We start from the raw sequence: 14,564 nt of genomic DNA on the forward strand, positions 1-14,564 counted from the left end.
TTTTTAAAACATTTAGCATGAAAAAGCCCCTGTTTATATTGTTATTCATGGTATCGGCCTTTATAGTTAACGCCCAGGATACCGCAAAGTTGTATAACCCCAATGCCGATGCCAAACTGCAAATAAGCCAGGCCGTAAAACAGGCATCAAAAGAGCATAAGAATGTACTGCTGCAAATTGGCGGCAACTGGTGTGTTTGGTGCCTGCGTTTTAACAGCCTGGTAACTACCGATCTGGATTTGAGCAAGTACCTGAATGAGAATTATGTTACCGTGCATCTTAACTACAGTAAAGAGAACATGAATGAGGCCACACTGGCAACATTAGGTTATCCGCAGCGTTTCGGATTCCCGGTTTTTGTGGTGTTGGATGATAAGGGCAACCGCCTGCACACCCAAAACTCGGGCTATTTGGAAGAAGGTAAAGGCCACAGCAAGGCCAAGGTGATGGAGTTTTTGCAGGGATGGTCGCCGGCGGCGCTCGATCCAAAAACATACGACAAGAAAGCCAGGTAACATTAGCTTAACCTGTAACAACATTGTTAAAACGCGTCAACCTAAAATTGAATAGTTTTGGTATTAAACTGACTAACATATTTATGAAACGAAAACTACTTATTTCGGGCTTGTTTTTAACAGGCCTTGCCTCGGGCGCGTTCGCGCAGGAGAAGGTTGACGCCGCCATGGTTCAAAAAATTCGCGAAGAAGGCCTGCAACGCTCCAAAGTAATGGAAACCGCTTTTTACCTTACAGATGTATCGGGCCCGCGTTTGGCCGCATCGCCGGGATTAAAGCGTGCGCAAAACTGGGCGGTAAGCCAATTCACCAAATGGGGTTTAGCCAATGCTAAGCGCGAGCCCTGGGGTAAATTTGGTAAAGGCTGGGAAGTGCAAAAAAACTATGCCGCCATTACCGTACCGTACTATCATGCCATCATCGCCATACCAAAGGCCTGGACACCGGGCACCAACGGCGCTATTAAAAGCGAGGTTATCCTGATCAAGGCTGATACCATTACCGACCTTGATAAATACAAAGGCAAACTGCAAGGCAAGGCCGTGATATTTGATGTAGCCACTACCATTAAGCCCGGCTTTACCGCTGATGCCGAGCGTTATGCCGACAGCACTTTAACCAAAATGGCCGAGGCTAAGCCACAGGCGCGCCAGCAACGCCCGGCTAACTTCGCCACATCGCCGCAATTTGCAGCTATGCGTCGCGCAAGGGCTATGCGTACCGCCATTAACGAGTTTTTGAAAACCGAAAACGTAGGCCTGATATTAAGCATGGCCCGCGGTACTGATGGTACTGTATTTACTACCAACGGTGCATCATACGCCGACACTGCCAAAGCCGTTGCCCCCGAACTGGAAACCAGCGGTGAGGATTACCTGCGTATTGTTCGCCTGATAAAAGGTGGCCAGAAGGTAGAGCTGGAAGCCGACATCAAAACCCAGTTCTTCACCGAGGATATGCAGGAGTATAACGTAATTGCCGAAATTCCGGGTACGGATAAAAAACTGAAAGATCAGGTGGTAATGATAGGTGGTCACCTTGACTCGTGGCATGCCGCTACCGGCGCTACTGATAACGCCGCGGGCAGCGCCGTTATGATGGAGGCCATGCGTATACTAAAAGCGGTTGGCTTTAAACCGAAACGCACCATCCGCATTGCTTTATGGAGTGCCGAGGAGCAGGGTTTACATGGCTCGCGCAACTATGTGCTAAACCACCTGGGCGATCCTAAAACCATGAAATTGATGCCTGAGCAAAAGAAAATATCAGCCTATTATAACTTAGATAACGGTACCGGTAAAATACGCGGTATCTATCTGCAAGGTGATAGCGCGGCAGCACCTATATTCCAGGCATGGCTTGATCCGTTCAAGGACTTGGGTGCGGGCACTGTTACTGTTGGCAATACTGGTGGTACCGACCACCTGGCGTTTGACGCTGTGGGCATCCCGGGTTTCCAATTCATCCAGGACCCATTGGATTACGGCACACGTACCCACCACAGCAACCAGGATACTTACGACCGTTTGGTTGAGGACGATTTAAAACAAGCGGCTACCATTATAGCATCGTTTGTTTACCATACCGCCCAGCGTACCGAAATGATACCACGCAAGGAGGAACCAAAACCACAGGGAACAAATTAATTCCCTCGCATAAAAAACAAAAAGGCCGTGCTGAAAAGTACGGCCTTCTTGTTTGCAGATGGCCGCGATCAAGCTAAATCATCGCCACCAAAGCACAATAAAAAACGGATGAGCGCCTCCCCAGGTACCCATCCGCTCACTATATAATCACTATTTAAATACTGTTGTTACTGATCGTCGTCGTCGTTATCATCGGCCGACTGATCGTTGTTTGATTCGGGAACGCCAACAACCTTGTAAACTTTCTTGTCGTTAGCATCACGATCTTCTTTGTAGTATACACCCATTTGGTCAATAAAAAGCTTTTCGCCATTCAGGGTAACCTTGCGTGTATCCGGTGGCAGGTCAACCACTATATCGCCAACCAGTGGCAGTTGTTCGCTGTAACCATCGTCGGTATTCAGCTCACCATCTTTACCGGCTATCTGGTAGGTAGTGGTACCATCATCCTTGGTTACGGGTTGATAGTAAACACCATTCAACTCGTAATACTGTATGCCGTTTATCACGATTGATTTTGCCTTATCAGGAACTGATTTTATCTCGGCACCTAATGGTGGCTCAACAACGGTGTATTGGTCATCAGTACTTTGTTGGTAGTATAAACCATCGCTGTAATAGTACTGCGCGTTGTTCCAGTAAAACGGATAGTAGCCATAAGGCAGCACACCTATGCTAAAGCCAATTTGCGGCATGTAGTAAGAGTTATAAAAACCACGGTACGGATAGTAAAAGCCACCGCCACCATAGTAGCCACGGCCATAATAACCACGACCGCCGTAATAACGGTTACCATAGTAACGATTGCCGTAGTAGCGGCCATTATAATATCCGCCGGGGCGGAAAGTTCTGTTATTGTAATATGATGGCCTTGACCCTTGATAACCCGGGCGACCGTTTACTGATACACTACCGCGATTACCCGGCCTGCCACTAAAGCTGCCCGATACACCCGGCCTTGTACCCGGTGATGACATGCGCGGCGTAGCGCTACCGTATGATGGCCTTGACATGCTGCTACCGCCACCACCATTAAATGATGGGCGTGAACCACCTGAACTACTTACCGACGGGCGCGACATACTGCCACCACCGCCGCCACTAAATGAAGGACGAGAAACGCCTACGCTGCCGCCACCGCCACCACGCACGCCTCCGCCACCACCGCCTCCGCGAGCGCCACGCTGCGCATCGGCATTAAGCACTGTGAACGAGCAAAGCAGCCCACTCAAAGCAACATAAAGTAAATTTCTATATGATCTTTTCATTTTTAATATAATTGTTTACTAACAGCGTAGCTGTTAATATATAGTACAGACTGTTAAATATTAAAACGGTTTAAAGCAACTTAAATTATTTTTGATACTATTTGCCGCAAGCTCACCGTTATATAATTATAACACACTGGCACGCAAAACATTATAATGCAGGCCAATGTTTACAGTGTAATTATAAACCAATTTTTAAATTATGAGTACTAACATGAATGATTTAAATGATCAGAACGATCATTTAAGTGAAGCTGATGGCAGCGCGGCAAAGTTTAATGCCGATGCCCAGCAGCATGCCACCAAAGCCGTTGATCAGGACGAAAGTTTGCAGCCACAACAACCGCGCGGCAAGCATGAGCAGGAGGAAGAAGATCCGATAGAATCGTACGGCTTGTAACTCAAATTTCTTCGGCAATAAAAAGCTGCGGCAGGTCAAACTGTAAACTTATAAAGCCATCGTGCGTGGTTTTGTAGTTACCGCCGCCAATTGCCTCAAGCCCGCCGGTATGCAGCTCATTAGGGTGCGATAGCAGCCTGATCACCTGCCCGGCGGGTTTCCATTTATTAAAGCCGCTGGGTATGGCATAAATACGCTGCCCGCCGCTTAGCACCACCAGGTTTATCTTATCGGCAAAAAACATAAAATCCTTTAGCTGCACCTCGTCGGTTACAATATTAACGGCGGGGTAGCCATGCGTTACCAAAAATTTAAGGGCAGCCACGGCGGCATCATCGGCTCCGGCAGGCATCAATTTAACATCCGATTGCAAGTCGACCGTCGCGTCATCCGTTATCAGCCAGTCTATCTTTATGCCAAAGGCGTTTAGCTGCTCGGCGGTATCGGGTGTCGCAATAACAGTAGGGCTCCACTCCAGCAGCTGGCCCAGCAACTCATCCGAAAAATTGTTGAGGCCCAGCACCAACAATGCCGGCTCCTGCTTTTCACGTACTACATGGTGTGACGACATAGTGCTTGCTTTTTGTTAGATAAATAAATAACCACCGGAGGTAAAAGCTGTTTGAAGTTCAAAGATATCTTAGTTATTCTTATTTTCCTTTACCTAATATTTGACCGGCCTTTTGATCGTTGCTTATCTTATCCCAAGCCTCACGCGTAATGATCGCCAACTTTTTTTGATTAACATCCCATATTGAAACATACGTGTTTGACATTACATAGCATGTTTTCCAGGTAGTTAAATGCGCATAAAGCATTATGGTACATAAATCGGTAACTGTAATAAACTCATCCTTTCCCTTTACATGATTATGGAAACTTGCAACTATTATCTTGCTGCTATCAGTAACATTTTTGCCCGGATTTTCAATAGGGATAATGCTGTTATGCAGCTTGGTAACCTGGGTTATTTTATCCTTTTTATCAAAGTCGATGCGGTAATCATTACCAAATATCACCACTCCGTTCGTATTGGTGCCGGTTAATACGTAAACCTTTTTTTGCCCTTTGTAAATAAATGGCACCGGGTTTAACGATGTGTTTTTGTAATACTTAAAGGTGGTATCATTGTTCATGCGTTGCATGGCGGCCTTACGCAGTGTGTATAATTCTTTCTCCTGCTTGTTAAGATCGCGCTTTACAGTGTCGAGCTGATATTTATTTTCATCGAATTCGTAGCCGAATGATATGGTCGCTATTATTTTTGGAATGCTATCCTTTGAAAAAAATATGTTGACCATGCCCTTGCCATCATCGTATGACAGATAGCCTCCGCCCTGTGGCTTTTTATCCGCGCATTTCGCCAAAAAAACATCGGTACCATACCATGATGCCCATTCGGAATTATAGAGCGCCGTAGCTTCATCAACAATGGCTTTTTCAATAGCTTCAACATTCTTTTTTTGTGCCGATGTGTTATAAACAACACAGCATAATAGTGTTAGTGATAAGATAAGGTTTCGCATAAAATATAAATTGGTTTGTTATTTGCCTTTCGCTGCCATATAATCCAACGTTAGGTTACACAAGGCCTTTACGCCGAGGGTAAAACCGCTTTCGTCAATAAAAAAGTCGGGGGTATGGTGGGGTGGGGCCGTAAGTGAGTTACCGCCTTTGGGCATCCCTCCTAAAAAGAAGAATATGCCGGGCACCTTTTCCTGGTAAAAGCTAAAATCTTCGGCACCGGTAACGGGTGGCACCTGCAATACCTTATCCTTACCGGCGGTGGCCTGTAGTGTAGGCAGCATTTTGGCGGTAAGCGCGGGGTCGTTATAGGTTACAGGGTAATGGTTGCTGTAGGGTATCTTAACGTCGGCCGTGGCATTGTAGGCTTCGGCGGTTTTTTCGGCTATTTGTTTTACCCGTTGGGTTATCAGTTTTTCATCAGCATCGGTAAAAAAGCGTAGCGTGCCCTGCATCTCCACCGCCTCGGGGATGATGTTGAACCTGGTGCCGCCCTTTATGGCGCCAATGGTTACCACCGCCGGGTTTTGCGTTACGTTGATGTTACGGCTCACAATGGTTTGCAACCCGGTAATGATCTGCGCCGAAACCACCATCGGGTCGACACTTTGCCAGGGGTATGCCCCGTGAGATGATTTGCCCTTTACGGTGATCAGCATATCATTAACACCCGCCATAGTGCCACCGGGGCGACAGGTGATAGTGCCCACCTCTAAACTGGAGTTGATATGCAAGCCGAATATAGCATCAACATTAGGGTTGGTGAGTACGCCTTGCTTCACCATTTCTTCGGCACCACCCTTTTCGCCATAGGGCGAGCCTTCTTCGGCAGGTTGAAAAATGAACTTTACCGTTCCGGCCAGATCCTTTTTCATGGACGACAGCACCTCGGCCACCGTCATCAATATTGCCATGTGCGAGTCGTGCCCGCAGGCGTGCATCGTGCCTACATCCTGCCCATTATAAGTTGTTTTGGTTTTTGACGCGAAGGGGAGGTTTACACGTTCGGTAACAGGCAGGCCATCCATATCGGCACGCAGGGCAACCACGGGGCCGGGTTTGCCGCCTTTTAGTATACCCACAACGCCTGTTGTAGCTATACCGGTTTTAACCTCAATGCCGAGGCTCTGTAAGTGTTTGGCAATAATACCCGATGTGCGCACCTCGCGGTTGCCCAGTTCGGGGTTTTGGTGAAAATCGCGCCGCCAGGCAACCAATTTGGTTTGCAAGGCATCAGCCTTAGTAGCGGCTATGGCCTTAAGTTTTGTATTTTGAGCCGAAGCGGCTAACGAAAACAGGGAGAAAGCAATAAGGCAAAACTTTTTCATAAATGAAGGTTTTGCCTTAAAGATAATGTTTATGCCGGTTATCTGAAACTGATCATATCGATCACAAAAACAAGCGGTGAGTTTGGCGGAATTGAGCCCTGAGATGATGAGCCATAAGCCAATCCCGAAGGAATCAGCAACAATAAACGGCCGCCTGTATTTATACGTGGTATACCCAATTGCCAACCTCTTATATAATTAGTTAGCGGCAGGTTGGTATTGCCTTTATCAAACTGTGTACCGTTAAGCAAGGTGCCGGTATAGTTTATATTTACTGTTGAACTTGTTGTAGGATAAGTGCCGGTACCGGCCTTTATTACCTGGTAATATATGCCGTTATCATCCTTAGTGGCATTTATTTCAGTTTTTGAGGTATCGGCATTGTTGGCGGCTATGTAGGCCTGTATTGCCGCGTCGTCAATCTCGGCTTGTTTGCCTGAGTTTGAGTCGCTATCCTTTTTGCAAGCTGCAAAAACTACCATCACCATGGCCAAAGCGCTAAAAACGTATTTCAATCTGCTCATTATATCTTTTTTGTACACTAACGCAAGTTTGCAGCAAAACGCTACAGGGCTATATTAAATTGTGGTGGTTATGCTTAATTCCTTCATTTGCTCGGGTGCTATGGTTGACGGAGAATCGATCATTACATCACGGCCTGAGTTGTTTTTAGGGAAGGCGATCACGTCGCGGATGGAATCCAGACCGGCGAAGATAGAGCACAACCTGTCAAAACCAAAAGCGATACCACCATGCGGAGGGGCGCCATATTCAAAGGCATCCAGCAAAAAGCCGAATTGCTTTTGCGCTTCCTCGGCCGAGAAACCCAGGTGTTTGAACATCAGCGATTGTAACGTTTTTTCGTGGATACGGATAGACCCACCACCTATTTCGGTACCGTTGATCACCAGATCGTAAGCGTTGGCGCGTACATTGCCCGGATCGGTATCTAACAGGGCGATATCTTCCGGTTTTGGAGAGGTGAACGGGTGGTGCATGGCGTGGTAACGGCTGCTTTCCTCATCCCACTCCAACAGCGGGAAATCAACCACCCAAAGCGGAGCGAATTTATCCTTATCGCGTAAACCTAAGCGGCCACCCATTTCAAGGCGAAGCTCATTCAGTTGTTTACGCACTTTATCGGCAGGGCCTGCAAGTACCAGCATTAAGTCGCCGGCTTCGGCCTCAAATGCGGCTGCCCAGTTGGTCAGCTCATCCTCGTTATAAAACTTATCAACTGATGATTTTAGCGTACCATCAGTATTATAACGGCAGTATACCAAGCCGGTAGCACCAATTTGCGGGCGTTTTAACCAGTCGGTCAGCTCGTCAACCTGCTTACGGGTATAGCCCGCGCAGCCTTTGGCGTTGATACCAACAACCAGCTCGGCATTATCAAAAATGGCGAAGTTTTTGCCCTTAACCACATCATTCAATTCAACGAATTGCATACCAAAACGCACATCAGGTTTATCTGAACCGTACAAACGCATGGCATCCGAGTATTGCATACGCGGGAAGGTATCCAGCGTAATGCCTTTTACCTCGCTGAACAAATGGCGGGTTAGGCCTTCAAAAATGTTCAATATATCTTCCTGCTCAACAAATGAAAGTTCGCAGTCAATCTGTGTAAATTCCGGCTGACGGTCGGCACGCAAGTCCTCATCGCGAAAACATTTTACGATCTGGAAATAACGGTCGAAACCGCTCACCATCAACAATTGCTTAAATGTTTGCGGTGATTGCGGCAGGGCGTAAAACTCGCCCGGGTTCATGCGGCTTGGCACCACAAAATCGCGCGCGCCTTCCGGGGTCGATTTAATTAACACCGGGGTTTCAACTTCCATAAAGCCTTTCGCGTCCAGATACTTACGCACCTCCTGGCCCATGCGGTGGCGCAGCATCAGGTTTTGGCGTATAGGGTTACGGCGCAAATCAAGGTAACGGTATTTAGCACGCAGCTCCTCGCCACCGTCTGTTTCATCCTCAATTAAAAACGGAGGTATTTTGGCGGCATTCAGTATCTCTAATTCCTCAACGGCAATTTCAATATCGCCGGTAAGTATCTTAGGGTTTTTGCTGGTACGCTCAAGCACCTTGCCGGTAACCTTTATCACAAACTCACGACCAAGGCTGCGGGCTTTTTCGCGCAGTTGGGCATCAGTATCAACATTGAGTATCAGCTGGGTTAAACCAAAACGGTCGCGCACATCAATAAAGGTTGTTCCACCCAAATCGCGCGATTTTTGTACCCATCCGCAAAGGGTTACTGTTTGGCCTAAACTACTGATATTTAATTCGCCGCAAGTATGTGTTCTAAGCATAGCCCGTATTTATTTAAAGTGAGCAAAAGTACATTTTTGCCCCGAAAGCCAAAAGGTTTTTCAGTATCAGTACAATAGCTGTGGCGTAGTAGGCACACCAACAGCCAGATGTGGGCTGTTAAATCTTAATCACTTTTTAATTATCTCAGTCATTTTCAATTATTTTTCATTAATCATTAAAAAAACATTCCTAAAACTTCGAAATCAGCAAAATTCTGTTTACGTTTGAATTTTTTGTTGTTATAGCTTGCATTAATTTTTAGCCTAAAAGATCAATGTTACGCGTAGACAGCACTAAGCCCTGCAAAATTATTTATGCCATTGCCCGGCATGAGTATTTGGGCTATGTTATTGAGCCGCACATTGTTCAGCTTAACCCCAACGGCGAATTCTCGCTAACCCATCAACGCCTTTTTAGTAATACCGCGCAGGAATTCAATAATTGTATTGATGAAACCGACCTGAAGCTGATCAAGCTTTTGGAGGAGATGGAGCAGGGCAACATTATTAAGCGCTACTACAAAAAGCCGATACGCCCCTTTGAGTTTTTTGCCAAGATATTTAACGAACAGTTTTTTGATACCATTCGCCCCAAAATAGAGAAACGGATGGCCGAGGCGCTAAACCTGCTGCGCAGCAAAAACATCTTTTTGATGAGCAAGGAGGGCTACCCTGCCGAGCGTGAGCTGAATATAGCAGGCGAACCGGCATCGGTACTGTTCCACTTTAGGCGCGATGATACCGAGATACGTTACTTCCCTACCATTAAGTACCAGGGTATGCGTATCGAGTTCATGTTCAAAAATGCCGAGATTATTTGTAACCACCCGGCCTGGATGCTGCTGGATGATACCTTGTATTATTTTGATAAGGATATTGAGGGTAAAAAGCTGCAACCATTTTTAAATAAGCGCTATATCGCCATTCCGCGCGCTTCGGAGCAATCGTACTTTGAGCGCTTTGTGGCTCCACTTATCGAAAAGCAAAATGTTTATGCCGAGGGCTTTACCATCAATACCGAAAAGTATGATGCCCGCCCCGTGCTTAAGCCTATTTATGTAGAGGGCGGTACTTCGCAGCTGCAACTGTATTTTAAATATGCAGGTTATGTTTTCCCTTACGGGGATGGCAGGCATGTGTCGGTACGTATTGAAAAAAATGGCGACGATTACATCTTTCACCGTATAAAGCGCTCAACTACGTGGGAGCGCAATAAGATGGCGCTGCTTGAAAGTAAAGGGCTTAAAACCGCATCATCCTTATTCCAAAACCTTGAGGTGACGCAAAGCGATGACGATGCCGACCAAACGTTCTCTGTATTTGAGTGGCTTAACCAATATCACGACGAGCTGACCGCCGAGGGATTTGAGATAGAGCAGCCCGAAGGGCAAAAGCGCTACATTTTCGGCAATACCAAGATCGATCTGGAAATAAAGGAGAATAACGATTGGTTTGATATTAATGCCGTGGTTTACTTTGGGCCATACCGCATTCCGTTCATCGAACTAAAAAACCATATACTTAACCATAAGCGCGAATTCATACTGCCATCAGGCGAGATTGCGGTGATACCCGAAAAATGGTTTTCGCAATATGGCAACCTGCTGCACTTTAGCGAGGGTGGCGAGGACTTGAAACTGCGCCGGCATCACCTGGGCCTGGTTAGCGAGCTTGCCGACGGCGAAATGGCCGGCCTGGCCATGACACGTAAACTGCAACGCCTTAATGATTTTGAGGCGCTGGAGGATGTACCCATGCCGGTTGACTTTGCCGGTGTACTGCGCCCATACCAAAAGGCGGGCTATAACTGGTTCCATTTTTTAAAAGATTTCCATTTTGGTGGATGTTTGGCGGATGATATGGGTTTAGGTAAAACCATACAAACGCTGGCCCTGCTGCAAAAGCATAAAGAAGATACCGAGGCCGAAGGCGGGCACAGCACATCGCTGCTGATCATGCCTACCTCGCTGATATATAACTGGCTTAACGAGGCGCGCAAGTTTGCCCCCAAGCTTAGGCTGATGGTGCATACGGGCACGTTCCGCTATAAATCGCCGGAGGTGTTTAAGAATTACGATGTGGTGGTGACCACGTACGGCATCAGTCGTATTGATATTGAGATGTTCAAAAGCTATTTCTTTGATTACATTATATTGGATGAGAGCCAGAACATTAAAAATCCGTCATCAAAATCGTACCAGGCGGTTAAGCAGCTAAAATCACGTTTCAGGCTGATATTGAGCGGTACGCCGGTAGAGAATTCGGTTAACGACCTGTGGACGCAAATGTCGTTCATTAATCCCGGTCTGCTGGGCACGCAACAGTTTTTTCAGAACGAGTTTGTTACGCCGATAGAAAAGAAGAAGGACGAGGAAAAAGCCCGCCGACTGCAAGCCCTGATAAAGCCGTTTGTAATGCGCCGCACCAAGGAGCAGGTGGCGACGGAATTGCCGCCAAAAACCGAAAACCTTTTCTATTGCAAAATGAGCGAGGAACAGGCCGAGGTGTACGAAAAAATTAAATCAGAATACCGCAACGAGCTACTTAAGAGTATTGAGGACGGCACCTACGCCAAGCAGCAGATACAGGTATTGCAAGGCCTGATCAAGCTAAGGCAGATAGCCAACCACCCTATTATGATCGATCAGGATTACGAGGGCGATTCGGGCAAGTTCGAGAATGTGGTACATACGTTGACGAATGTGTTGGATGGCGGGCATAAGGTGCTTATATTCTCGCAATTTGTTAAGCAACTGGCCCTGTACCGCGAGCATCTGGTAAAGGAGGGCGTATCGCACGTTTACCTTGACGGTAGCACCCAAAACCGCGGCGATGTGGTAAAGCGTTTCCAGGAGGATGAAAAAACACGCGTGTTCTTGATCTCGATAAAAGCAGGAGGTGTGGGCTTGAACCTTACACAGGCCGATTACGTTTTCATCCTCGACCCGTGGTGGAACCCGGCTGTTGAGCAACAGGCTATTGACCGTACGCACCGCATCGGCCAAACCAAAAATGTGTTCATCTACAAGTTCATCACTAAGGATACCGTGGAGGAGAAAATACTGGCCCTGCAAAACCGCAAGCTGAGTGTTGCCCGCTCATTGATTACCACCGAAGAAAGCTTTATCAAATCGCTTTCGGCTGATGATATTAAGGAGATATTGGGTTAAACCGCGTCGCCACGCTTGCGCAGGTAAAACCAGGCCAGCGCCCAAAGGCATATCAGCCCCGAAATAAATCCGCCTAAAACATCAGTAAACCAATGCGCGCCCAGGTAAATGCGCGAGAACGGAATGATAAGGATAAATGCCAGCGATATCAGGATAACAGGCACACGCAATGCCGCCGGGATGGAGAGGCGGGTGAGCATCACTATCGTAATAAAACCAAAAAACACCACATAAAACTGCGTGTGCCCGCTGGGGAAGCTTTGCTGTACGGTTTTTTCTATCACCTGCACAATATCTGTTGATGGCCTTGGCCGGTTAACCGCTGCTTTGATAATGGTGCTTACTACGCCCGAAAGTAGGGTGAGCATGGTAAACAATGCTTCCTTTTTATACTTGAATGCTAAAAATATAACCGCTATAACAGCGCACATGGTAACTGATATCCAAGCGTAACCGGGGTAGCTTACCAGCTTCATCAGCACATCAAGTATAGGCATACGGTGCTCCTGCACTTCTTCAGAAAATTCACGGTCGAGCTTATTTTGCGGAAATTGGACCACCAGGGCCGATAGCAGAAAAAAGCCGGCTATAAGGCCGGTAAGGGTAGCAGTAAGTATGCGTTGGCGGCGTTTGAGCATAGTTAGGATAAAAAATTACAAAAAAAATGTCAGATACCTCGCGTATCTGACATTTTCTAATTAACTATTAACTGACCTCAATATTTAACGAATACTGAGTAAACAAATTTAAATTGATAAAAGTAAGCAGTGAGAGTGAAAACACCCGGACGGCTCCGTTTTATCAACTGTATTAATAACGCCGTGGGTTTTGATTTGTTTTACGTAGAGCCCATTATTATACAATATTTTTGTTACAATATCAATTTTAATTAGGGACAATTATTTATTCGTATACTTTCTAAATAGTATTTTGCGGTTGTAAGTTTATCAAACCAAAGCTTACAGTAACGACATTTGCTGGCAGCATCACCCTCAAAATAAACACATTATGAATGTTGAAATATTAGCCCGCATTCAATTTGCTTTCACCATAGCATTCCATTACATCTATCCGCCGCTTAGTATTGGCCTCGGTTTGATCATGACCATTATGGAAGGATTATACCTGAAAACTGGCCGTAAATTGTACGAACAAATGGCGCGCTTTTACGTAAGGATCTTCGCGCTCATATTCGGTATTGGCGTGGCTACGGGCATTGTAATGGAGTTTGAGTTTGGTACCAACTGGGCGGTATACTCCAAATATGTGGGCGATGTTTTTGGCAGCGCGCTGGCTGCCGAGGGTATCTTCGCCTTCGCATTGGAGTCGGGCTTTTTAGGTATTCTGCTGTTCGGGTGGAATAAGGTGCGCCCCGGCGTTCACTTCTTTTCAACGGTGATGGTAACGCTGGGTTCCATGTTCTCGGCCGTATGGATAGTGGTGGCCAATTCGTGGCAGCAAACCCCGGCGGGCTACCATATTGTTGGCACCGGTCTTAACGCCCGCGCCGAAATAACTGATTTTTGGGCGATGGTATTCAACCCGTCATCAGTATCGCGCCTAACGCATGTTTGGATAGGCTCGTTTTTAGCAGGGGCATTTTTAGTATTAAGCATCAGCGCGTTTTATTTGCTGCGTAACCGGCATACGCATTTTGCCCGCATATCATTCAAAATTGCATTGGCGGTGGCTACCTTTTTTTCATTAGCACAGTTGGCGGTAGGCCATAGCTCGGCCGAGGTGGTAGCAGAATATCAGCCCGCTAAACTGGCCGCTTTAGAAGGGCATTACGATGGCACCAAGGCTGCCGACATGTATCTGTTTGGCTATGTGGATCAAAAGAACAATCAAACCAAAGGCATAGCTATACCCGGCGGCCTAAGCTTTTTAACCAAAGGCGATTTTAAAACCCCGGTTACCGGCCTCAACAACTTTAAACCCGAGGACAGACCCGGCGCGGTGAATTTTGTTTTTCAAACCTATCACCTTATGGTGGCTATCGGTATGTTTTTGATAGCGCTTACCCTGTATGCCTCGTTTTTATGGTGGCGTGGTACTTTGTTTGAAAAACGATGGTTGCTGTATATATTCTCCTTCTCGGTTTTGCTGCCGCAAATAGCCAACCAGGTAGGCTGGTACAGTGCCGAAGTTGGTCGCCAGCCCTGGGTTGTGTACGGTTTGCTGCGCACATCAAAAGCGCTATCGCAAGCGGTAAGCGCCGAGCAGATACTGTTCTCGCTTATATTATTTACGGTGGTGTATGTGATATTGTTCATCCTGTTCATCTACCTGTTAAACAAAAAAATAAAACATGGGCCTTACGATAATCATAACATTGATCATAGTCCGCGGCACATTGAAATGGCCGATTCACTTTAACACCTTAACA

At 46.6% G+C, this 14,564-nt stretch carries 12 protein-coding genes; 5 read left to right on the forward strand and 7 right to left on the reverse strand.

The window, feature by feature from the left end; translation table 11 throughout:
* Positions 1-17: 17 nt before the first annotated feature.
* Together IM792_RS14560 and IM792_RS14565 are read left to right on the forward strand one after the other, a co-directional pair.
* A complete protein-coding gene (locus tag IM792_RS14560; RefSeq protein ID WP_194102617.1) occupies positions 18-515 on the forward strand; it encodes a thioredoxin family protein in 498 nt (165 codons plus the stop codon).
* A gap of 83 nt (positions 516-598) precedes the next feature.
* Positions 599-2,161 carry a M20/M25/M40 family metallo-hydrolase gene (locus IM792_RS14565; protein WP_194102618.1) on the forward strand — a complete coding sequence of 521 codons (1,563 nt, stop codon included), beginning with the start codon at positions 599-601 and terminating at the stop codon, positions 2,159-2,161.
* A 167-nt stretch (positions 2,162-2,328) separates the two neighbouring features.
* On the opposite strand, the gene IM792_RS14570 is transcribed toward IM792_RS14565, so the two are convergent.
* Positions 2,329-3,429 carry a DUF6515 family protein gene (locus IM792_RS14570; protein WP_194102619.1) on the reverse strand — a complete coding sequence of 367 codons (1,101 nt, stop codon included), beginning with the start codon at positions 3,427-3,429 and terminating at the stop codon, positions 2,329-2,331.
* A gap of 214 nt (positions 3,430-3,643) precedes the next feature.
* Between IM792_RS14570 and IM792_RS14575 the strand changes: the two genes are divergently transcribed.
* Complete coding sequence (locus IM792_RS14575) at positions 3,644-3,829, forward strand: hypothetical protein (RefSeq protein ID WP_194102620.1); 186 nt, start codon at positions 3,644-3,646, stop codon at positions 3,827-3,829.
* A gap of 1 nt (position 3,830) precedes the next feature.
* Here the strand turns inward: IM792_RS14575 and IM792_RS14580 are convergent, their stop codons facing one another.
* From IM792_RS14580 to aspS, 5 genes are all read right to left on the reverse strand, one after another.
* Positions 3,831-4,400 (reverse strand): thiamine diphosphokinase, encoded by a 570-nt coding sequence (locus IM792_RS14580; protein ID WP_194102621.1) that lies wholly within the window; start codon positions 4,398-4,400, stop codon positions 3,831-3,833.
* A gap of 79 nt (positions 4,401-4,479) precedes the next feature.
* A complete protein-coding gene (locus IM792_RS14585) occupies positions 4,480-5,355 on the reverse strand; it encodes a hypothetical protein (protein WP_194102622.1) in 876 nt (291 codons plus the stop codon).
* An 18-nt stretch (positions 5,356-5,373) separates the two neighbouring features.
* A complete protein-coding gene (locus IM792_RS14590) occupies positions 5,374-6,681 on the reverse strand; it encodes an amidohydrolase (protein ID WP_194102623.1) in 1,308 nt (435 codons plus the stop codon).
* A gap of 38 nt (positions 6,682-6,719) precedes the next feature.
* Positions 6,720-7,205, reverse strand: coding sequence for an FKBP-type peptidyl-prolyl cis-trans isomerase (locus tag IM792_RS14595; RefSeq protein WP_194102624.1), 486 nt, complete (start codon positions 7,203-7,205; stop codon positions 6,720-6,722).
* A 54-nt stretch (positions 7,206-7,259) separates the two neighbouring features.
* Entirely contained in the window at positions 7,260-9,005 is a 1,746-nt protein-coding gene (aspS, locus tag IM792_RS14600; protein ID WP_194102625.1) for an aspartate--tRNA ligase, read from the reverse strand.
* 275 nt (positions 9,006-9,280) lie between these two features.
* Here aspS and IM792_RS14605 point away from each other — a divergent pair, with 275 nt between their 5' ends.
* Positions 9,281-12,175 carry a DEAD/DEAH box helicase gene (locus tag IM792_RS14605; protein ID WP_194102626.1) on the forward strand — a complete coding sequence of 965 codons (2,895 nt, stop codon included), beginning with the start codon at positions 9,281-9,283 and terminating at the stop codon, positions 12,173-12,175.
* On the opposite strand, the gene IM792_RS14610 is transcribed toward IM792_RS14605, so the two are convergent.
* Entirely contained in the window at positions 12,172-12,813 is a 642-nt protein-coding gene (locus IM792_RS14610) for a phosphatase PAP2 family protein (RefSeq protein WP_194102627.1), read from the reverse strand. The two genes, IM792_RS14605 and IM792_RS14610, sit on opposite strands and share 4 nt — an antisense overlap.
* 370 nt (positions 12,814-13,183) lie before the next feature.
* Here IM792_RS14610 and IM792_RS14615 point away from each other — a divergent pair, with 370 nt between their 5' ends.
* Complete coding sequence (locus IM792_RS14615; protein WP_194102628.1) at positions 13,184-14,554, forward strand: cytochrome ubiquinol oxidase subunit I; 1,371 nt, start codon at positions 13,184-13,186, stop codon at positions 14,552-14,554.
* Positions 14,555-14,564: the final 10 nt, after the last annotated feature.

The organism is Mucilaginibacter sp. JRF (assembly GCF_015223065.1).
Taxonomy (GTDB): domain Bacteria; phylum Bacteroidota; class Bacteroidia; order Sphingobacteriales; family Sphingobacteriaceae; genus Mucilaginibacter.

Bases quoted from the DNA above. Each gene is read 5' to 3' on its own strand.
- IM792_RS14560 (WP_194102617.1), top strand. From the start codon at position 18: ATGAAAAAGCCCCTGTTTATATTGTTATTCATGGTATCGGCCTTTATA.
- IM792_RS14565 (WP_194102618.1), top strand. From the start codon at position 599: ATGAAACGAAAACTACTTATTTCGGGCTTGTTTTTAACAGGCCTTGCC.
- IM792_RS14570 (WP_194102619.1), bottom strand. From the start codon at position 3,429: ATGAAAAGATCATATAGAAATTTACTTTATGTTGCTTTGAGTGGGCTG.
- IM792_RS14575 (WP_194102620.1), top strand. From the start codon at position 3,644: ATGAATGATTTAAATGATCAGAACGATCATTTAAGTGAAGCTGATGGC.
- IM792_RS14580 (WP_194102621.1), bottom strand. From the start codon at position 4,400: ATGTCGTCACACCATGTAGTACGTGAAAAGCAGGAGCCGGCATTGTTG.
- IM792_RS14585 (WP_194102622.1), bottom strand. From the start codon at position 5,355: ATGCGAAACCTTATCTTATCACTAACACTATTATGCTGTGTTGTTTAT.
- IM792_RS14590 (WP_194102623.1), bottom strand. From the start codon at position 6,681: ATGAAAAAGTTTTGCCTTATTGCTTTCTCCCTGTTTTCGTTAGCCGCT.
- IM792_RS14595 (WP_194102624.1), bottom strand. From the start codon at position 7,205: ATGAGCAGATTGAAATACGTTTTTAGCGCTTTGGCCATGGTGATGGTA.
- aspS (WP_194102625.1), bottom strand. From the start codon at position 9,005: ATGCTTAGAACACATACTTGCGGCGAATTAAATATCAGTAGTTTAGGC.
- IM792_RS14605 (WP_194102626.1), top strand. From the start codon at position 9,281: ATGTTACGCGTAGACAGCACTAAGCCCTGCAAAATTATTTATGCCATT.
- IM792_RS14610 (WP_194102627.1), bottom strand. From the start codon at position 12,813: ATGCTCAAACGCCGCCAACGCATACTTACTGCTACCCTTACCGGCCTT.
- IM792_RS14615 (WP_194102628.1), top strand. From the start codon at position 13,184: ATGAATGTTGAAATATTAGCCCGCATTCAATTTGCTTTCACCATAGCA.